The sequence below is a fragment of the Methylopila sp. Yamaguchi genome (assembly GCF_002897035.1).
GTDB lineage: Bacteria > Pseudomonadota > Alphaproteobacteria > Rhizobiales > Methylopilaceae > Methylopila.
On record NZ_BAUX01000003.1, the window covers coordinates 82,824 to 101,025 of the forward strand.

Sequence of the window (18,202 nt, forward strand, 5' to 3'; positions counted from 1 at the left end):
CCGGAGTTGGGTCTCAGCCCCGGAGTCGCGTGCTGATCGCCGACAGGCGCGCGTGGAACCGCGACGGCAGCCGCACGTGATCTGCGAGGCCCGCGAAGGTCTCGGTCGAACGCGCGGCGATGCGGGATCGGTGCCTGCTCATGGCACGTCATATAGGTGAAGTCTTGAATGAGTTGCAAATGCGCTGGAGGCGGCTCCGTCCCCAGGCAAACGCGTGCTCTCAGACCTTCGCTTCGTAAAGCGCCCCGCGCGGCGCGTCGGCCGCCCTCCGGGCGTAGGCCCGCGTCGCATGGGACGGCTCGGCCCGGCGGCGGGCGCGTGTCTGCGGCAGGCCGAGGACGTTCGCGATGAGCTGGGCGACGAGCGGCGCGAAGGGTCGGGCGATCTGCGCCGGCGCTGACCGCTCCTGGTTCAGAGCCGCGCGCGTTGCGAGATCCGGGTCGGAGCGGTCCGTCGGCCGGGCGGCGTCTGGCGCGGGTTCGACGCGCGGCGCGGAGGAGACAGGGTCGACCCCGCGCTTTCGCGCGGCGCGAACGACACGTTCGGCTCCGCCTGGTCCGGCGATCATCAACATCCGCGTCGCCTCCCTTGGCCTGACATGGCGCGTCGCCGTCTCGCTCCAACGCGCGAACCCGCCTCGCGGACATGGAGCGCGACGTTTTTTCCGTCCGCAACCTAAAATTTAACTTAATGTTAACCAGTGGCGGCGTCGGCAAGCGGCGACCGAAAAGTTAAGAGAGGCGTCGGCAGATTCCAAGCTGGCGATTCCTCTTCCGGCGCCCGGGGGGCGAGCATGACGACGCACATCGGCGCGGGAGGCGCGACCAGCTTTGGCCGCCTCGCGGCCGACGACATTCTCGTGGCCGTGGGGGAAGCGGCCTATGTATGGGACGTGCAATCCGACCGCCTGCGGTGGATCGGCGATCCTCACGGTCTGCTCGAACTCCCAGCCGCGACCCGTCTCGACACCGAGACCGCCTTCGCCGCGCTGTTCGATCCGGAGGCGTTGACCACCCGCCGCGAGGCGGTGTTCGGCTCCGCAAGCGCCGACAGCGGCGAGGGCGTGCCGTTCGAGGTGGACTATCCGCTGCTCCGCGGCGGCCGCGCGCAGCGCCTCTGGATCCAGGACCGCGGCCGCTGGCGCGCAGGAGCCGATGGGCGACCGGCGGAGGTCGTGGGCGTCATCCGCCGCCTCGGCGCCCATCACGAGCGCGCCGAACAGGCCGCCTCGCTCGCGCGCTTCGACCCGCTCACAGGCCTGCTCGCGCGCCCGCGCCTCATGGAGATCGCCGCCAGCGCGCTCGCGGCGGGCGGGCGGATGCAGACCTCGACCTCCTTCGTCCTGGCCTCTGTCGTGAACCTCGGCGGCGTCAACGACGCCTATGGCTTCGACGTGGGCGATCAGGTGCTGGTGGCGGTCGCGCGCCGGCTTCGGGGCGCGATGCGCGGCGGGGACAGCCTCGGCCGGTTCTCGACCTCGACCTTCGGCCTGGTGCTGCAGGAATGCGACGCCGCAGACCTTCAGGTCGTGGGACGGCGGCTGATCTCGGCGGTGCACGACGAGCCAATCGACTCGGGCGCGGGCGCCGTCGCGGTGCGCATCGCGATCGGCGGCGTGGTCGCGCCGCGCCATGCCCGGGACGGCGCGGAGTTCGTGGCCCGCGCGCGCACCGCGCTCGCCCGCGCGAACGGATCCGGGACGGGGTTCCAGATCTACGCGCCGGATCCCGAACGGGAAGCGGCGCGCCGGGCGGACCTGCGTCTCGCCGACGAACTGGTCGCCGCCATGAGCAGCCGGCGTGTGGCCTTGGCCTACCAGCCGGTGTTCCGCGCCGGCGCGCGGGACCCGGTGTGGAGCGAGGCGCTGCTGCGGATCACCACCGAGTCCGGCGACGTCGTCTCCGGGGGGGCCTACGTCCGCGCGGCGGAAGAGCTGAAGATCGTGCACATGCTCGATCATCGGGTGCTCGACCTTGCGGTCCGACGGCTCGCCGAGAACCCGCAGATCCATCTTGCGGTCAACATCTCCGCCTCCACCACCAACGACGAGAGCTGGCTCGAGGCGCTGACCTCCTGGTTCACGCTGCGGCCGGACCTCGCGGCGCGGCTCATGGTCGAGATCACCGAGACCGCCGCCATCGCCGACCTCGCGGTCACGGGCCGCTTCGTCGCGCAGCTGCGGGCGTTCGGCGTCCGCGTCGCGATCGACGACTTCGGCACCGGGCACACCTCGTTCAAGGCGCTGCGCGAGCTGGGCGTCGATCTCGTCAAGATCGACGGCTCCTTCGTGCGCGATCTCGGGGCTTCGGCCGACAGCGCCGCCTTCGTCCGCGCTCTGCTCGCGCTCGCCCGCGAGCTCGGGCTGGAGACCGTCGCGGAGCAGGTCGAGACCGAGGAGGTGGCGGAACTCCTCACCGCGTGGGGCGCCACCTATCTGCAGGGCGACCTGCTGGCGCGCCCCGCTTTGGAGCCGGGCTCCGGCGCGGACGTCGCGTAACGATCCAGATTGGCGAACCATTCGTACGGGTGGGGCGTTTTCGAACGCTTTCCACGGCGCGCCCGTCGCGCTACCGATCACGATCCGCTGGACGTTCGCTTCAGCGTTCCGACGTTTCGCGAGATTGAATGACCGACGACCGCAATGCATCGCTGCGGGAGGCGCAGCGCCTTGAGGACCAGCACGATTCGAGCGATCCCTATGGGGCCGCGATCCGAGCGACCCGCATGCCGATCGTCATCACCGACGCGTTGCAGCCGGATAACCCCATCGTTTTCGCCAACGACGCGTTTCTTCAGCTTACGGGCTATCCCCGACACGAAGTGATCGGCCGGAACTGCCGCTTCCTTCAGGGCGCGGAGACCGACCGCGCAGAAGTCCAGCGTATCCGCGCCGCGATCGACGCCGGGGAAGCGGTGGTGGCCGAGATCAGGAACTACCGCAAGACGGGCGAGCCGTTCTGGAACGCGCTCTACGTGAGCCCGGTCTTCAGCGCGACCGGCGAAATCACGCATTTCTTCGCGTCGCAGCTCGACGTGACCCAGAAGATCCAATCGGCGACGGATCTTCGGGAGGCCAACATCGCGCTCAGCCAGGCCAAGGCCATGGCGGAAAAGCTCGTGGAGGAACGCACCCGCGACCTGCGCTACGCGCTTGAGCAGAAGACGCTGCTGCTGCACGAGGTCGACCACCGCGTGAAGAACAACCTGCAGCTGATCGCCTCGCTGATCCTGCTGCAGACGCGCCGCATCCCCGATCCGGACATCCAGCGGACGCTGCGCTCGATGCTGGACCGCGTGAGCGCGCTCGCGACCGTCCATCGCAAGCTCTACCAGTCCGACGACGTCGGCGTGTTCGACGTCGCGGCCTTCATCCGCGACATCGCGACGGAGCTCGTCGGCTCGACCGGGCGGGACGACCTCACGCTCGACCTCGACCTCGAAACCGTCGTGATCAAGGCCAGCCGGGCCGCGCCGGTGGCGCTCGTGGTGAACGAACTGTTGACCAACGCCCTCAAGCACGCCTTCCCTGACGGGCGTCCCGGCCGGATCCGGGTCTCCGCCAAGCGTGACGGCGAAAGTTTCGTGATCGAGGTCGAGGACGACGGCGTCGGCGGCGCCGGAGCCGTCGAGGACGAAAAGATCGGCTTCGGTCAGAGCCTTGTGGACTTGCTCAGCCGGCAGTTGTCCGCCACGGTCGAACGGCGCGACGGCGACCCCGGGCTCGTCGCCAGGGTGAGGATCCCGATTGATCCGCATCAGGCGGGCGAGGGCGTAGAAGGATAGAGCCCTTGCGAATTCTGGTCGTGGAGGATGAAGCCCTGCTCGCGGCGGAGCTCGAGTTCATGATCGAAGACGCGGGGCTGACGCCAAGCGGATTCGCGCTCGACAGCGCGGAGGCCCGCGCGCTGCTGGAGCAGTCTGCTCCGGACGTCGCGCTCGTGGACATCCATTTGCTCGACGGGCCGACCGGGGTCGAGGTCGCCCGCGAGGCCGCGGAGCTCCACGGCGTCGTAGCCGTGTTCATGACCGCCAATCGCAAGCGCATCCCCGAGGACTTCGCAGGCGCGTGCGGGGCGATCGCCAAGCCCTACACCTCTTGGGGCATGACCGCGGCGCTGCGATTCATCGCGGACTGTATGGAGGAGGGCAGGGCGTCGGGGCCCGCTCCGGCGAGCCTCGAGCTTGCGCCGGATTGGGCGCGGCGCTGGTCCGTGGCCGCGGAGTAGCCTGACGCGTCAGCGCCCGCGGAGCGTCGACTCGATCGCGCGGAGGTCGGCGGCGTTCTGGGTCATGCGCGCCGCCAGCCGGGCGCGCAGCTTGGCGGTGACGGCAGGATATTCGGTCAGGAGGCGCCCGAACAGGCTCCGCGCGATGCGGTAGACCTCGCTCCGCTCGGCGGCCTCGGCGGTGGCCGGCCGGCGGGTGTCGCACAGCAGCGCCAGCTCGCCGATAAGCGCGCCGGGACCCGCGAGATGCGTACTCCCGCCGCGCCGCGTGAGCGTGATCGCCCCCGAGACGACCACGAAGCCCGAGTCCGCCTCGTCGCCCTGGCGAAACAGGATGTCGCCCTCGCCAAGGCTCAGCCGGTCGGCCGAAAACGCGATCAGGCGCAGCGCGTCCACGCCCAATTCGTCGAGCAGCGGCGTGCGGCTCAACGTCCGAATGTCGTCCTCAAGCGACAAGCCGCCCCCGCTGATTCCCTGTTCAAGGGACCAGCTTATAGCCTCCGGCTTCCGTGACCAGCAGACGTGCGTTCGAAGGGTCGGCTTCGATCTTCTGCCGCAGGCGATAGACGTGGGTCTCGAGCGTGTGGGTGGTCACGCCGGAGTTGTAGCCCCAGACCTCCTGCAGCAGCGTCTCGCGCCCGACGACCGAGGCGCCGGAGCGGTAGAGGAAGCGCAGGATCGCCGTCTCTTTCTCGGTCAGGCGGATCTTGGCGTTCTTCTCCGTCAGCAGCATCTTGGCGCCCGGCTTGAACGTGTAGGGCCCGATCGTGAAGATCGCGTCCTCGCTGGCCTCATGGCTGCGGAGCTGCGCTCGGATGCGGGCGAGCAGCACGGCGAAGCGCACCGGCTTCGCCACGTAGTCGTTGGCCCCGGCCTCGAGCCCGAGGATCGTGTCGGCGTCGGAATCCTGCCCCGTCAGCATGATGACCGGGCCGCGGTAGCCGTCGCGGCGCATCATCTTGACCGCCTCGCGGCCGTCCATGTCCGGCAGGCCGACGTCCATCAGCACGAGGTCGACGTGGTCCCCGCGGACCTTGGCGACGCCCTCGGTCGCGGCGGCTGCGGAGTCCGCGTCGAATTCGTCCAGCAGGTTGAGCTGCTCGACGATCTCCCCGCGGAGGTCGGCGTCGTCGTCGACGACAAGGATCTTGCGCTTCGTGGCCATTCGGACGTCTTCTCCGGCTGCGGCGGGCGCCGCGTCGTTCGTCGTCGCACCTAGTGCGCGCCCCCCGTCCTCGGCAAGGCGCCAGGACGCGTCTTCAGGAGCGTCGCGGCTAGGAATGCAGGGTTTCCTTCCGGTTCTCAAGGTTCGGGCCGCGCCAGGGCGCCCTGCGCGCGGATGTGTGATCGCCGGACTGGCTCGCTTCCCCTGCGCGCTGGGGCCGGCCGGCATCGCGACGGCGAAGCGCGAAGGCGACGGCGTCACGCCGCTCGGGAGCTTCGCGATCCGTCGGCTGTGGCGCCGCGCCGATCGCGCGCCGCGGCCTCCCACGGGCCTGCCCGTCCGCGTGACCCGCCCCGACGACGGCTGGTGCGACGCTGTGGGGCACCGCCGCTACAATCGACCGGTAAGGCGGCCGTTCTCGGCCTCGCACGAAGCGATGTGGCGCGACGACGGGCTCTACGACCTCGTGTTCGAGCTCGGCTGGAACGACCGCCCGGTGCGCGCGGGGCGCGGCAGCGCGATCTTCCTGCACGCCGCGCGTCCCGGTTTCACGCCGACCGCCGGCTGCGTGGCGCTGGCGCCCGCCGTGCTGAAGCGGCTGGCGGGGCGCATCGGTCCCCGGACCATGATCGAGATCGGCGGTCCGGTCCCCAGGCCCCGACGGCGCGCCATCTGACGAAGATGTCAGAATCCGGAGGCGCTCTCGAACTTGTGCGCCCCTGGGCCATCCCCATATCATCGACGGCAATACGTGGCGCCGATCACCGGCGGCCCGATTTCAGCTGTTCTTGAGGGGACCGCACTCAATGCCCGACACCCAACGTAACGTTTATGGCCGCACCGGCTTCGGCGGCGCCTCCGTTCCGGCGGCGTCGGTCGATCAGGGCCTGCGGTCCTACATGCTGAGCGTCTACAACTACATGTCGCTCGGCCTGGCCATCACCGGCCTGTTCGCCATCGGCGCCTTCATGCTGTCGGTGACGACCGATCCGTCGCTGGCGGCCGCCCGCACCGCGAACGGCATGATGCTCACCCAGGTCGGCGTCGCGCTCTTCACCAGCCCGCTCAAGTGGGTGGTGATGCTCGCTCCGCTCGGCATGGTGTTCTTCCTGTCGGCGCGCCTGCACACGATGAGCGTCAGCGGCGCGCAGATCGCCTTCTACGTCTTCGCGGGCCTGATGGGCCTATCGCTGTCGTCGATCTTCCTCGTCTACACCGGCGCCTCGATCGCCCGCGTGTTCTTCATCACCGCGGCCGCCTTCGGCGCGCTCAGCCTCTGGGGCTACACCACCAAGCGCAACCTCTCGGGGATGGGCACCTTCCTGATGATGGGCCTCATCGGCATCGTCATCGCGAGCCTGGTGAACATCTTCCTCGGCTCGTCGCTGGTGCAGTTCGTGGTCTCGGTCGCCGGCGTGCTGATCTTCTCGGGCCTCACCGCCTACGACACGCAGCGTCTGAAGGAAGAGTACTACGCCGGCGACGACGGCACGATCATGGGCCGCAAGGCCATCATGGGCGCCCTGTCGCTCTACCTGAACTTCATCAACCTGTTCACGATGCTGCTGTCGCTGTTCGGCAACCGCGAGTGACCTGACGCTCCCGGCTTCGGCCGGACGTATGGAACGAAGGCCCCGGCGGCGACGCCGGGGCCTTTTCTTTTGACCTGCGCCCGCCGGTCGCGTTCTGGTGTCGCCGCCCTTAACCCAGTGCGAGGAGGCCAGAATGGCCAAGGCGATCCACTCCATGATCCGGGTGCTCGATGAACAGCGCTCGGTCGCGTTCTACGACGCCGCCTTCGGCCTGAAGGTGGCGGACCGCTATCCGTTCGACGGCTTCACGCTCATCTACCTGTCGAACCCGGAGACCGGCTTCGAGTTGGAGCTGACCGTCAACGCCGACCGCGGGACGCCTTACGATCTCGGCGACGGCTACGGCCATCTCGCCGTCTCGGTGGACGATCTCGCCGCAGAGCACGCCCGGTTCGAGGAAGCGGGCCTGAACCCCGGCGCCCTGAAGCAGATGGACCGCGAGGGAAAGCCTTTCGCGCGGTTTTTCTTCGTGACCGACCCCGACGGCTACAAGATTGAGGTGCTGGAGAGGGGCGGGCGGTTTCTGTGAGGCGGCGGAGGACCCATGGGCGGCCGATTCGAGCCGCGATCGTGGCGCTCGGTCTGGCCGGGCTTACCCAGGGGTGCTGGCCTGCCTGGAAAACGGTCCAACGCGAGCGATCGTTCAAGGTGGAGGATGAAGCGGGAAAGCCGATTGCATCAGCCACGGTGGCCTATGTGACCATCTCATATCCCTACGGTAACGAGGACAAGCGCGAGATCGCCGCCACCGGCCCGGACGGCCGGGCACACTTTCTGAGCGACCGTGAGTGGCAGCTGGAGTCGCTTATGATTCACGGCTCTCGCTCGTACACGTGGCGGTGGTGCGTGTCTGCGCCCGGCTACGAGACCCATCGCTCCACGCAGGACTGGGGTTCTGCATCAAACGAGACCGTAATCCGGCTGAGGCCGGGCGACTCGAGGCCTTGCACGACTGCGGCTGAGGTCTTCGTTCAACCGCTAGCGGAGCCGTTGGGGACCGTTTCGTCTTTCGAGAAGAAGGCGGCTCGTACGGCGGAGCCGAACAGCCGCTAAGGCTCGCAGCCCTTGCCAAGGCGTGCAGCGCCCGCTTAAGACCCCCGGAAAGAAACACGCACGAGGACACCCATGGCCGCCCAGAAGCTCCTTCTCCTGCCCGGCGACGGCATCGGCCCGGAAGTCATGGGCGAGGTGCGCCGCGTGCTCGCCGCGATCGAGGCGAAGGGCCTGCTGTCCTTCGAGATCGACGAGGACCTCGTCGGCGGCTGCGCCTATGACGCGCACGGCAAGGCGATCAGCGACGAGGCGGTGGCGAAGGCCCACGCGGCGGACGCGGTGCTGCTCGGCGCGGTCGGCGGCCCGAAGTGGGACGGCGTGCCTTACGAGCATCGTCCGGAGGCCGGCCTGCTGCGCCTGCGCAAGGACCTCGAGCTGTTCGCGAACCTGCGCCCGGCGATCTGCTACCCCGCGCTCGCGGACTCCTCGGCGCTGAAACGCGAGCTGGTCGACGGCCTCGACATCGTCATCGTCCGCGAGCTCACGGGCGGCGTTTACTTCGGCGAGCCGAAGGAGATCACCGACCTCCCGAACGGCCAGAAGCGCGCCGTGGACACCCAGGTCTACGAGACCTACGAGATCGAGCGCATCGCGAAGGTCGCGTTCGAGCTGGCGCGCGTGCGCGGCAACCGCGTGACCTCGGCCGAGAAACGCAACGTCATGAAGTCTGGCCTGCTGTGGAACCAGGTCGTCACCGCGACCCACAAGTCCGGCTATGAGGACGTGAAGCTCGACCACATGCTGGCCGATGCGCTTGGCATGCAGCTGGTGCGCGCGCCGAAGCAGTTCGACGTCATCGTCACCGACAACCTGTTTGGCGACATTCTCTCCGACGTCGCGTCCATGCTCACGGGCTCGCTCGGCATGCTGCCGTCCGCTTCGCTCGGCGCTGAGGACGCGAGCGGCCGCCGTAAGGCGCTATACGAGCCGGTGCACGGCTCCGCGCCCGACATCGCGGGCCAGGGCGTCGCCAACCCGCTCGCGATGATCGCGAGCCTCGCGATGGCGCTGAAGTACTCGCTTGGCAAGCCGGAGATCGCGGACACGCTCGATCGGGCGATCGCGGGCGTGCTGGCCGACGGCCTGCGCACGGGCGACATCTGGACGGAAGGGTCGACCCGCGTCGGCACCGCCGAGATGGGCCAAGCGGTGGTCGCGAAGTTCGAGCAGCTCCTCGCGGCGTAAAGGTAGAAGCGGCGGCCCAGTCCGGTGCGGTCGGACGGGGGCGCGCTCGTTTTCATTGCGTCCGTCGAGACGCATCGCTTGGTGAGGCTCCTCAACATGAGGAGGAGCCTTGGCGCTAAGTAGGGCGTCTTGAAGCTCTCACTGAGCCGGACGACCCGAGGGAGACGAGGCCTTCGCGAGGGCGAGGCGGGAAGGAACGCCGGGCGGCATCCCCCAGCGGGCCCCTGGTCAGTAGCCGGGAACGTCGAAGGTCGACGGCAGCGGCCAGCGCTCGAAGCCGCCGGGGCCGCGGGTCGGCGTCGAAGACTGGTAGAGCGCCGAGGTCTGGTAGTCGGCGCCGGTCATGGGGCGCGCGACCGTGCGCGTGTTGAGGTAGCTCGGCGCCTTCCGGACCGTGATGGTCACGCCGCCGTCCGAAGACGCACGGTCGCGGGTCTGGGCCGACGCCGTAAGCGGGACGAGCGCCACGCCCGCCGCAAGGATGAATGCGGCCGTTCCATGCGCAATACCAAGCATAGCAGCCTCCATGAGGGGAAACGCCGCGTCCCGGGACTGAGGCGCGCCGGTCATCGAAGCAACGTCGTTTCGCCGGCTCCCGTTCCGTGAATTTCTTGCAATCTCGGCCCAACGGGGCCATTCACATCGCGCGGCGTCGCGCCGCGAACGACAGCAAGACGGCCGCGGTCGAAACCGGGCCGATGGAGTTGGAGATGGGTTATCGGATCGCCGTCGTGGGCGCCACGGGCAACGTGGGCCGCGAGATGCTGAACATCCTCGAAGAGCGGGAGTTCCCGGTCGACGAGATCGTCGCGCTGGCTTCGCGCCGGAGCCTCGGGACCGAAGTGTCGTTCGGCGATCGAACTCTGAAATGCAAGGATCTCGCGACCTTCGACTTCTCCGGGATCGACATCTGCCTGATGTCGGCCGGCGGAGAGGTGTCGCGCGAGTGGTCGCCCAAGATCGCCAAGCAGGGCGCGATCGTCATCGACAACTCGTCGGTCTGGCGCATGGACCCCGACGTGCCGCTGGTGGTGCCGGAGGTGAACGCCGACGCGGTCGCCGGCTACACCAAGAAGGGCATCATCGCGAACCCGAACTGCTCGACCGCGCAGCTGGTCGTGGCGCTGAAGCCGCTGCACGACGCGGCGACGATCACGCGCGTGGTGGTCTCGACGTACCAGTCCGTCTCCGGCGCCGGCAAGGACGCCATGGACGAGCTCTGGAACCAGACCAAGGGCATCTACGTGAACCAGGCGCCGGAGCCGGGCACCGGCAAGTTCCCGAAGCAGATCGCCTTCAACGTCATTCCTCACATCGACGTCTTCATGGAGGACGGCTTCACGAAGGAGGAATGGAAGATGGTCGCGGAGACCAAGAAGATCCTCGACCCGAAGATCAAGTTGACGGCGACCGCCGTCCGCGTGCCGGTCTTCGTCGGCCATTCCGAGGCGGTGAACATCGAGTTCGAGAAGCCGATCTCGGCCGAGGAGGCGCGCGACATCCTCCGTGAGGCGCCGGGGATCCTGGTCGTCGACAAGCGCGAGCCCGGCGGCTACGTCACGCCGGTCGAGTGCGTCGGCGACTTCGCGACCTTCGTCAGCCGCATCCGCGTGGATCCGACCGTCGACAACGGCCTCGCGATGTGGATCGTCTCTGACAACCTGCGCAAGGGCGCGGCGCTGAACGCGGTGCAGATCGCCGAAAGCCTCGCCAACCGCGGGCTGCTGAAGAAGGCGGCGTAAGTCTCAAGCGACGCGGCGCTCGACGATTTCCGATATGGCCATGCCCTCGGAAGACGGTGAGCGCCGCATCCGCCCAAGGCGCTCAATGAGCGTCTTGAGCTGGCGGCGCGTTCGATCGACACGTCGGCCCACGCTGCTTGGCGCAGCGGCGTAGGTTCCGCTCGTAGGCGGCCTACTCAGTTGGTCCTCGATCGTTTGGATTCCGATTGCGCGGGGACTACATCTGGTGAGGCAAGTCGTGCTCGGTCGATTAAGAGCGAGGACTGAATGGCCGACCTTCCGCTTTGGCGCCTGTGGGGCGTCCCGTCCGGCGCTCTGGCCTCGGCCCCGTTGCGCTTGTCCGTACGAGCTATGAATCGGCCGAGTTCGACCGCCGTTACGGCAAGCGCGGCTGACGCGCGTCACCTTCCAATCAGGTTTCGATGAAACTCTATCGCTTCCTCACCGGTCCCGACGACGCGGCCTTCTGCCGGCGTGTCTCCGCTGCGCTCAACAAGGGGTGGGCGCTGCAGGGCGATCCGTCGCTGACCTACGATCCGGTCAAGGGAACCGTGATCTGCGGCCAGGCGATTGTGAAGGAGGTTCCGGACGTCGAGTGGTCGGACGAGATCAAGCTGTCCGACTGGTGACGACGGTGAGCGCGGGTCGCCGCGGCGGCGTGCGCTCCTCGGGGGCTCCCCCCTCGATCGCGATCAGCGCCGGGCGGCGTTGAGGCGCCGACGGCCCCCTCAGCACGGTCTCCGCGCGCAGCATCAGGCCGGCGGCCTCGTCTCCCGCCCCGCTCGCCTCCAGCGTCGCGGCGAGGCGGAGGCAGCTCTGCGCGAGTTCGGTCGCGAGCGTCGCAAGCGACGGCGCGTGGATCGCCACCAGGTCGAGCGCGGCCGTGGCCGCAGCCCCCGCGGCCGCGATCTGGCGCGGATCGCCCGTCACCTCAGGCGCTTCGCCAGCCTCGAGCGCCGCCCGCGCCGCTCGGGTCCAGCCTTCGCCGTAGGCCCGGAGCAGGCAGCGCTGTTCGCAGGCCCGGGCGATGAGCAGCAGGCGGGCCACGTCGTCGGGCTGGTCGGCGAGGTCGATGCTGAGGATCGCGACGCCGCGCACCAGCGCCTCCTCGGCCTCGTGCAGGGGCTCCGGCGAACCGTCCGCCGTCCAGTCGAAGGCGAAGCGCAGGTAGCTCGCCGCGAGCGGAGCGTTCCAGTCGGCGCGGCGGCCTTCGGTCGCCCGCAGCGCCTCCCATTCGCGCCAGGCGTCCCCGAAGCGGCCGGCCCGCTCGAAGGTCAGCGCGCGGCGCGCCCTGGCGGCGACGTCATACGTCGCGACGACCGCAATCTGTTCCCGAGCATCGGTCAGCGACATCCGCCCCTCCTGCAAAATCCCTCGGCCAAGGGCGTCGTCGACGACGCCTGCTGGCATGACCGCAAGTTGGCACGCCGGGCTTGAAGGCCGGGTGAAGCGGCACGGTCGGAATCGCGCGATCCCATTCACTCTCCGGAAACGCACGCAGAAGACGAACGTCGATGTCGCCCGCCGCGGCGCAACGTGGCAGATGTGCGCTGCGGTAAAACAATGACGGAGCGGCGCGGCATGGCCGGAGCGGGACGGTTCTTCGAAGACTTCATCGTCGGCGACGTCATCCGCCACGCCACGCCCCGCACCGTTACGCTCGGCGACCTCGCGCTCAACCAGGCGCTCTACGGCAACCGCTACGTCGTCCAGTCGTCCGACGCCTTCGCCCAGGGGCTGGGCTATCCCCGCTCGCCGGTGGACGACCTCGTCACCTTCCACGTGGTGTTCGGCAAGACCGTGCCGGACGTCTCTCTCAACGCCTTCGCGAACCTCGGCTACGCCGCCGGCCGCTTCCTGACGCCGGTCTACCCGGGCGACACCCTGTCCTCGACCTCAGAGGTCATCGGCGTCCGGCCGACCTCGAAGGGAGACGCCGGCGTGGTGTGGGTGCGGACGCGCGGATCGCGCGCCGACGGCGCGCTGGTGCTCGAGTACGTGCGCTGGGTGCTGGTGCGAGTCCAGGGCGGGCGGCCGCTCCAGGACACGGTCGTGCCGGAGCTTCCCGCGGTGGTGGACCCCGCCGAGATCGGCGGCGCCTGCCCGCGCATCGATCTTTCGGCCTGGGACGACGCTCTGTCCGGCAGTCCGCGGCGCTTCGACGACTATGCGGTCGGCGAGAGGATCGACCACGTCGACGGCATGACGGTCGAGGAGGCCGAGCATCAGCTCGCCACCCGTCTCTGGCAGAACACCGCGCGGGTTCACTTCGACAACCATGCGCAGAAGTCGAGCAAGATCGGCCGGCGGCTGGTCTATGGCGGCCACGTCATCAGCCTCGCGCGCGGGCTCATGTACAACGGGCTGGAGAACGCCTTTCATGTCGCGGCGATCAACGGCGGTCGCCATGTGGCGCCGATCTTCGCGGGCGACACGCTCTACGCTTGGTCGGAAATCCTCGACAAGCAGGCGCTGCCCGGCCGCGACGACGTCGGCGCCCTGCGCGTCCGCCTCGTCGGCCTCAAGAACGACGCGCCGGGGGCCTTCCCGCTCAAGACCGAGGACGGCAAGGACCACCCGGCGGTTGTGCTCGACCTCGACCTGTGGGTGCTGCTGCCCCGCTGAGGGGCTTGGAGCCGAGGATCAGTCCACCCGCGCCGTCATGGTCCGGCTTGACCGGACCATCCACTTCGACGTCGAGATCGACGTCGACGATGGGTCCTCCGGTCGAGCCGGAGGACGACGGCGAGGCTCTGTCACCGCCGGTTCCGCATACGACCAGGGCCGCCAGCCGGCGGTCACCCCGCGCAGTGCGCGATCAGCTTGCGGACGAAGTCCTCGCAGGCGCCGAGCTGGGCCTCGGTCACAAACTCGTCGGCCTTGTGCGCCTCGCCGATCGAGCCGGGGCCGCAGATGACGGTCGGGACGCCCGCCATCTCCACGAACAGCCCCGCCTCCGTGCCGTAGGCGACCTTGGCGTGGTCGTTGCGGCCGGCGAGTCGCTTCGCCAGGGTGACGATCTCGGCCTCGGGCGCGGTCGCGAGGCCCGGGAACTCCGACTTGATGCGCAGGTCGAGCGAGGCGCGGGGATCGCGCGCCTTCATCTCAGCTTCGATGGTCTCGGCGACGCCGCGGATCTCGGCGACCAGCGCGTCGGCGTCTTCGGTCGGCAGCACGCGGAACTCGAACTCCGTCGTCGCCTCGTCCGGCACGATGTTGAGCGCCGTGCCGCCGTGGAAGACGCCGACATGGGCGGTGGTGTGCGGCACGTCGTAGAGCTCGTCCCGGGCGCCTGAGGCGGCGAGGCGCTTTCCGATCGCGGTCGTGGCCGTCACCAACTCGGCGAGGTGCTCGACCGCGTTGACGAACTCCGGAGCGCGGGAGGAGTGGCCGCCCGTACCCCTCGCCGTCGCGATCAGCGAGCGCTTGGCCTTGTGGCCGATGACGACCTGCATGTCGGTGGGTTCGCCGACGATGCAGCCGAGCGGCCTCACGGGACGCGCGGCCAGCATCTCCAGCAGGCCGCGCACGCCGAGGCAGCCGACCTCCTCGTCGTAGGAGAAGGCGAAATGGATCGGGGTCTTCAGATCGACCTGCGTCATCTCCGGCGCGAGCGCGAGGCAGACCGCGAGGAACCCCTTCATGTCGCAGGCGCCGCGGGCGTAGAGCTTGCCGTCGCGGCGGGAGAGGACGAAGGGGTCGGAGGCCCAGGCCTGACCGTCCACCGGCACCACGTCCGTGTGACCCGACAGCACGATCCCCGGACGCTCGGCGGGGCCGATGGTCGCGAACAGGTTGGCTTTGCCGCCGTTCGGGTCCGTCACGCGTTCATGAGCGATCCCGAGGCCGTCGAGATAGGCCTCCACGTGCTCGATCAGCGCGAGGTTCGAATTGCGGCTCGTGGTGTCGAAAGCGACAAGCCGGGCGAGCAGATCGCGGGTTGCGTCCGAGGCCATGGGTCTCCGTCGGGGGTCAGGGAGAGGCGGTCGGACCTTACGGCCTTTGCACGACGATCAGAAGGCCTGTCGCCGGAGGACTCGCCGGAACGGCCGTGCGGCGCCGGCGTTTCTCCGCCGGCGACATCATCACAGGACGAGAGGCGACGCATGACGAAGGCTTACGCGGTGGGCGCGAAGGTGTCGTGGAGTTGGGGGCAGGGGAAGGCCACCGGCAAGGTGGCGGACGTTTTTCAGAAGCGGGTCCAGCGGACGATCAAGGGCTCGAAGATCGTCCGCCGCGCCACCGCCGACAATCCGGCCTACCTCGTGGAGCAGGAGGATGGGGGCAAGGCGCTGAAGTCGCATTCGGAGCTGGAGAAGGCGTGATGGCGGACGTCGATCTGACGCCGACCAAGGCCGTGGCGGACGCCGCGGCCAAGGGCCTCGAACTCCGCAAGGCGCACAAGCGCGGCGGCACCCAGGTCGGCGTCGCCCGCGCGCGCGACCTCTCGGCGCGGAAGCCGCTGAGCGAGGAGACCGTCAAGCGCATGATCAGCTACTTCGCCCGCCACAAGGTCGACAAGCGCGCCGCGAACTTCGGCGACGACGACAATCCCTCGGCTGGCTACGTGGCCTGGCTGCTCTGGGGCGGCGACGCTGGCCGGTCATGGGCCGAAGCTTTGGGCAAGAAGCTGAACTCCCAGGGCGGGTGAGGGCCGGAGCCGGCCCGAGATCGCCGACCATCGGCGATCTGTGCGGCGGGACGTCGCGGCCTAGTTCAAGTCGCCCGGCCGCGCCAGCGGTCTTAGAGCGTTCAGCCTCTCTATGAACCTGCGCCGCCTCGCCGCCGTCGTTCCCCTCCTCCTCATCGCCTTCGCGGCGATCGCGTCGTCGTCCGCTAACGCCCAGACGCAGGCCGAGGTCCCGCACTCGGCTTCCCAAACGGCCGATGAACCCCGGCCGACCGCGCCCGATCTCGACGCGCTCATCCGCGTGCTCGAGGACGACAAGGCGCGGGGTGAGCTGATCGGCCGGCTGAAAGCGGCAGCCGCGCCGCCGCAGCAGCCGACGGGCCCGACCGCTGAGACCAAGGCCTCCGGCGGCGACACGCCGAGCGCGCCGCCGACCGAGGCCGCGGCCGTGGACGCCGCGAAATCCGCCGAAGGCACGCCGGAGCCGACCTTCGCGCGGCGCGTCGCGGAGTACACCCGCAGCGTGGCGGAGCAGGGCGCGAACCTCGTCGGCGCGAGCGCGCGCCTGGTCGGGGACCTCTCGTCGATCATCACCGCCGGCGGCGCCGGAATCGAGGCCAACTGGGGGCGCCTGATCGCCGTCGCCGCGACCATCGGCGTCACCTTCGGCGCGTTTCTCGCGCTCCGCGCCGCCGGCATCCCGTTCTACCGCTGGATCGGACGCAAGGCCGCCACCGGGCGGCTCGCGGTCCATATTCCCCTTGTTCTGGCGAGCGTGGCGGTAGACGCGCTGATGGTCGCGGTCGCCTGGGCCGGCGGCTACGTATTCGCCATACAGTTCGGCGTCACCGGCGTCATGCACATCCAGGAGGCGCTCTACCTCAACGCCTTCCTGTTCATCGAACTCGCCAAGGTGGCGATGCGCGCCGCCCTGTCGCCGAACTACCGGTCGCTGCGCGCCTTGCCCCTCTCGGACGAGGCCGCCGCCTACTGGTACTTCTGGGGCAGCCGGCTCGTCAGCCTGTTGGGTTACACCTTCCTGTTCGTGGCTCCGATCCTGACCGCAGCGGTCTCGCCGGGCGCGGCGCAGGCGGTGCGCGTCGTCGTCGCCTTCACCGCGCTGATGATGTCGCTCGCGATCGTGCTGCAGAACCGGGAGAGGGTGCGGCTCGCGCTGGCGGGCGGCGCCGAGGCGACATCGAGCGACGCGCTTTCGGCGCTTTACGGCTTCCTCGCGCGCTTCTGGCACCTCGCGGCCATTGGTTGGTTGCTGGCGTTGTTCGTCGTCTGGCTGGTGAATCCGCAGGAGGCGCTGCCCTTCATGGCCGCCGCGACGCTGCAGACGCTCGCCGCGGTCGCGATCGGCGCGCTCGTCTCAGCCTTCATCTCGCGAGTCATCTCCGGCGGCATGCGCCTGCCGGAGGACGTCCGGAACCGGCTGCCGCTGCTCGAGACGCGGCTCAACGCCTTCGTGCCGGCGATCCTCAAGGTCGCGCGCGTCGTGGTGCTGCTGGCGGTGCTGCTCGCGATCGCGCAGAGCTGGGCGTTGCTCGACTTCGCTGGCTGGATCTCGAGCCAGGCCGGCGCGCGGATTGCGACCTCCATCTTCTCGGCCGGGCTGATCCTGCTGATCGGCCTTGCGGCCTATCTCGCGATGTCGTCGTGGGTCGAGTACCGGCTGAACCCGAACTACGGCGCGGTCCCGACTGCGCGCGAGAAGACGCTGCTCGCGCTGTTCCGCAACGCCTTCACCATCGTGCTGGTGGTGCTGGTCGCGATGCTGGCGCTGTCGGAGGTCGGCGTGAACATCGCGCCGCTGCTGGCCGGCGCCGGGGTGCTCGGCCTCGCCGTCGGCTTCGGCGCGCAGAAGCTGGTGCAGGACATCATCACCGGCGCGTTCATCCAGTTCGAGAACGCGATGAACACCGGCGACAACGTCAAGATCGCGGGAATCACAGGCACGGTCGAGCACCTGACGATCCGCTCGGTCGGCGTCCGCTCCATCGACGGCGTCTACCACCTGATCCCGTTCTCCTCCGTCGACAGCGTCTCGAACGCCACCAAGATCTTCAGCTACCACATGGCCCAGATCGGCGTGGCCTACCGCGAAAGCATCCCCGAGGTGAAAGAGGCGATGCAGGAGGCCTTCGACAGGCTGAAGGAGACCGAACACGGGCCGGCGATCATCGGGCCGTTCGAGATGCACGGGCTCACCGTGTTCGGCGACAGCGCGATCACCGTGCGCGCCCGCATCAAGACCCAGCCCGGCAAGCAGTGGGCCGCGGGCCGCGCCTACAACGAGATCTTGAAGGAGATCTTCGACGCGCGCGGCATCGAGATGCCTTTCCCCCACGTCACGCTCTACATGGGCGAAGACAAGAACGGAGAGGCCCCGCCGCTCCGGCTCGCGGGCGAAATCGCGCAGCGGCGGACGCCCGCGCGCCGCGTGGCGGAACGGCGGCCGGACGCCCCCCGCGCCCTGGACGGGCCGCCCGAAGACGGAGCCGACGCGCCCTCCGCCTGACCCATGGTCATCCGTTCACCGAACCGTCATGGGGGTGTCGACACGCCGCCCGGCTTTCGTGCTAGCGTTTTGACCGGATAGGTTC

At 69.1% G+C, this 18,202-nt stretch carries 20 protein-coding genes; 13 read left to right on the forward strand and 7 right to left on the reverse strand.

The annotated features are described in order from the left end of the window. Nucleotides 1-13 precede the first annotated feature (13 nt). Together METY_RS21570 and METY_RS04610 are read right to left on the reverse strand one after the other, a co-directional pair. The gene (locus tag METY_RS21570; protein ID WP_255400837.1) at nucleotides 14-142 is read right to left on the reverse strand and encodes a hypothetical protein; all 129 of its coding nucleotides are present in this window, start codon (nucleotides 140-142) and stop codon (nucleotides 14-16) included. Nucleotides 143-220: 78 nt separating this feature from the next. Beyond that, nucleotides 221-574, reverse strand: a complete 354-nt coding sequence (locus METY_RS04610) for a hypothetical protein (protein ID WP_103120212.1) — start codon at nucleotides 572-574, stop codon at nucleotides 221-223. 219 nt (nucleotides 575-793) lie between these two features. On the opposite strand from METY_RS04610, the gene METY_RS04615 reads away from it, so the two are divergent. From METY_RS04615 to METY_RS04625, 3 genes are all read left to right on the forward strand, one after another. Continuing rightward, the gene (locus METY_RS04615; protein WP_103120213.1) at nucleotides 794-2,497 is read left to right on the forward strand and encodes a bifunctional diguanylate cyclase/phosphodiesterase; all 1,704 of its coding nucleotides are present in this window, start codon (nucleotides 794-796) and stop codon (nucleotides 2,495-2,497) included. Between the two features lie 128 nt (nucleotides 2,498-2,625). Then, on the forward strand, nucleotides 2,626-3,783 hold the full coding sequence (locus METY_RS04620) for a PAS domain-containing protein (RefSeq protein ID WP_103120214.1): 1,158 nt from the start codon (nucleotides 2,626-2,628) through the stop codon (nucleotides 3,781-3,783). 5 nt (nucleotides 3,784-3,788) lie between these two features. Next, on the forward strand, nucleotides 3,789-4,226 hold the full coding sequence (locus METY_RS04625) for a response regulator (RefSeq protein ID WP_103120215.1): 438 nt from the start codon (nucleotides 3,789-3,791) through the stop codon (nucleotides 4,224-4,226). A 9-nt stretch (nucleotides 4,227-4,235) separates the two neighbouring features. Here METY_RS04625 and METY_RS04630 read toward each other — a convergent pair whose 3' ends face one another. Together METY_RS04630 and METY_RS04635 are read right to left on the reverse strand one after the other, a co-directional pair. Continuing rightward, entirely contained in the window at nucleotides 4,236-4,655 is a 420-nt protein-coding gene (locus tag METY_RS04630; protein ID WP_244593519.1) for a cyclic nucleotide-binding domain-containing protein, read from the reverse strand. 49 nt (nucleotides 4,656-4,704) lie between these two features. Next, complete coding sequence (locus METY_RS04635) at nucleotides 4,705-5,391, reverse strand: response regulator transcription factor (protein WP_103120217.1); 687 nt, start codon at nucleotides 5,389-5,391, stop codon at nucleotides 4,705-4,707. A 178-nt stretch (nucleotides 5,392-5,569) separates the two neighbouring features. Between METY_RS04635 and METY_RS04640 the strand changes: the two genes are divergently transcribed. The 4 genes from METY_RS04640 to leuB all read left to right on the forward strand — a co-directional run bounded on the left by METY_RS04640 (nucleotide 5,570) and on the right by leuB (nucleotide 9,221). Beyond that, nucleotides 5,570-6,067 (forward strand): L,D-transpeptidase family protein, encoded by a 498-nt coding sequence (locus METY_RS04640; protein WP_346433150.1) that lies wholly within the window; start codon nucleotides 5,570-5,572, stop codon nucleotides 6,065-6,067. Nucleotides 6,068-6,197: 130 nt separating this feature from the next. Next, nucleotides 6,198-6,983: a Bax inhibitor-1/YccA family protein gene (locus METY_RS04645; RefSeq protein WP_103120219.1), complete on the forward strand. Its 786-nt coding sequence runs from the start codon at nucleotides 6,198-6,200 to the stop codon at nucleotides 6,981-6,983. A 133-nt stretch (nucleotides 6,984-7,116) separates the two neighbouring features. Beyond that, nucleotides 7,117-7,512 (forward strand): VOC family protein, encoded by a 396-nt coding sequence (locus METY_RS04650; protein ID WP_103120220.1) that lies wholly within the window; start codon nucleotides 7,117-7,119, stop codon nucleotides 7,510-7,512. A 596-nt stretch (nucleotides 7,513-8,108) separates the two neighbouring features. Then, the gene (gene leuB / locus METY_RS04660; RefSeq protein ID WP_103120222.1) at nucleotides 8,109-9,221 is read left to right on the forward strand and encodes a 3-isopropylmalate dehydrogenase; all 1,113 of its coding nucleotides are present in this window, start codon (nucleotides 8,109-8,111) and stop codon (nucleotides 9,219-9,221) included. Between the two features lie 228 nt (nucleotides 9,222-9,449). Here the strand turns inward: leuB and METY_RS04665 are convergent, their stop codons facing one another. Continuing rightward, the gene (locus METY_RS04665) at nucleotides 9,450-9,791 is read right to left on the reverse strand and encodes a hypothetical protein (protein WP_146035655.1); all 342 of its coding nucleotides are present in this window, start codon (nucleotides 9,789-9,791) and stop codon (nucleotides 9,450-9,452) included. 140 nt (nucleotides 9,792-9,931) lie between these two features. Here METY_RS04665 and METY_RS04670 point away from each other — a divergent pair, with 140 nt between their 5' ends. Together METY_RS04670 and METY_RS04675 are read left to right on the forward strand one after the other, a co-directional pair. Further along, nucleotides 9,932-10,963, forward strand: coding sequence for an aspartate-semialdehyde dehydrogenase (locus METY_RS04670; protein WP_103120444.1), 1,032 nt, complete (start codon nucleotides 9,932-9,934; stop codon nucleotides 10,961-10,963). A gap of 422 nt (nucleotides 10,964-11,385) precedes the next feature. Then, on the forward strand, nucleotides 11,386-11,592 hold the full coding sequence (locus METY_RS04675; protein WP_103120224.1) for a DUF1737 domain-containing protein: 207 nt from the start codon (nucleotides 11,386-11,388) through the stop codon (nucleotides 11,590-11,592). Here METY_RS04675 and METY_RS04680 read toward each other — a convergent pair. Continuing rightward, nucleotides 11,573-12,316 carry a hypothetical protein gene (locus METY_RS04680; protein ID WP_103120225.1) on the reverse strand — a complete coding sequence of 248 codons (744 nt, stop codon included), beginning with the start codon at nucleotides 12,314-12,316 and terminating at the stop codon, nucleotides 11,573-11,575. The genes METY_RS04675 and METY_RS04680 overlap by 20 nt on opposite strands. A gap of 192 nt (nucleotides 12,317-12,508) precedes the next feature. Here METY_RS04680 and METY_RS04685 point away from each other — a divergent pair, with 192 nt between their 5' ends. Further along, a complete protein-coding gene (locus METY_RS04685) occupies nucleotides 12,509-13,588 on the forward strand; it encodes a MaoC family dehydratase (protein WP_346433151.1) in 1,080 nt (359 codons plus the stop codon). A gap of 173 nt (nucleotides 13,589-13,761) precedes the next feature. On the opposite strand, the gene argE is transcribed toward METY_RS04685, so the two are convergent. Then, nucleotides 13,762-14,919: an acetylornithine deacetylase gene (argE, locus tag METY_RS04690; protein WP_103120227.1), complete on the reverse strand. Its 1,158-nt coding sequence runs from the start codon at nucleotides 14,917-14,919 to the stop codon at nucleotides 13,762-13,764. Nucleotides 14,920-15,069: 150 nt separating this feature from the next. Between argE and METY_RS04695 the strand changes: the two genes are divergently transcribed. From METY_RS04695 to METY_RS04705, 3 genes are all read left to right on the forward strand, one after another. After that, nucleotides 15,070-15,288 carry a DUF2945 domain-containing protein gene (locus tag METY_RS04695; protein ID WP_103120228.1) on the forward strand — a complete coding sequence of 73 codons (219 nt, stop codon included), beginning with the start codon at nucleotides 15,070-15,072 and terminating at the stop codon, nucleotides 15,286-15,288. Continuing rightward, nucleotides 15,288-15,614, forward strand: coding sequence for a hypothetical protein (locus METY_RS04700; RefSeq protein WP_103120229.1), 327 nt, complete (start codon nucleotides 15,288-15,290; stop codon nucleotides 15,612-15,614). The genes METY_RS04695 and METY_RS04700 overlap by 1 nt, the downstream gene beginning before the upstream one ends. Before the next feature lie 112 nt (nucleotides 15,615-15,726). Continuing rightward, nucleotides 15,727-18,117, forward strand: coding sequence for a mechanosensitive ion channel domain-containing protein (locus tag METY_RS04705; RefSeq protein WP_103120230.1), 2,391 nt, complete (start codon nucleotides 15,727-15,729; stop codon nucleotides 18,115-18,117). Nucleotides 18,118-18,202 lie beyond the last annotated feature (85 nt).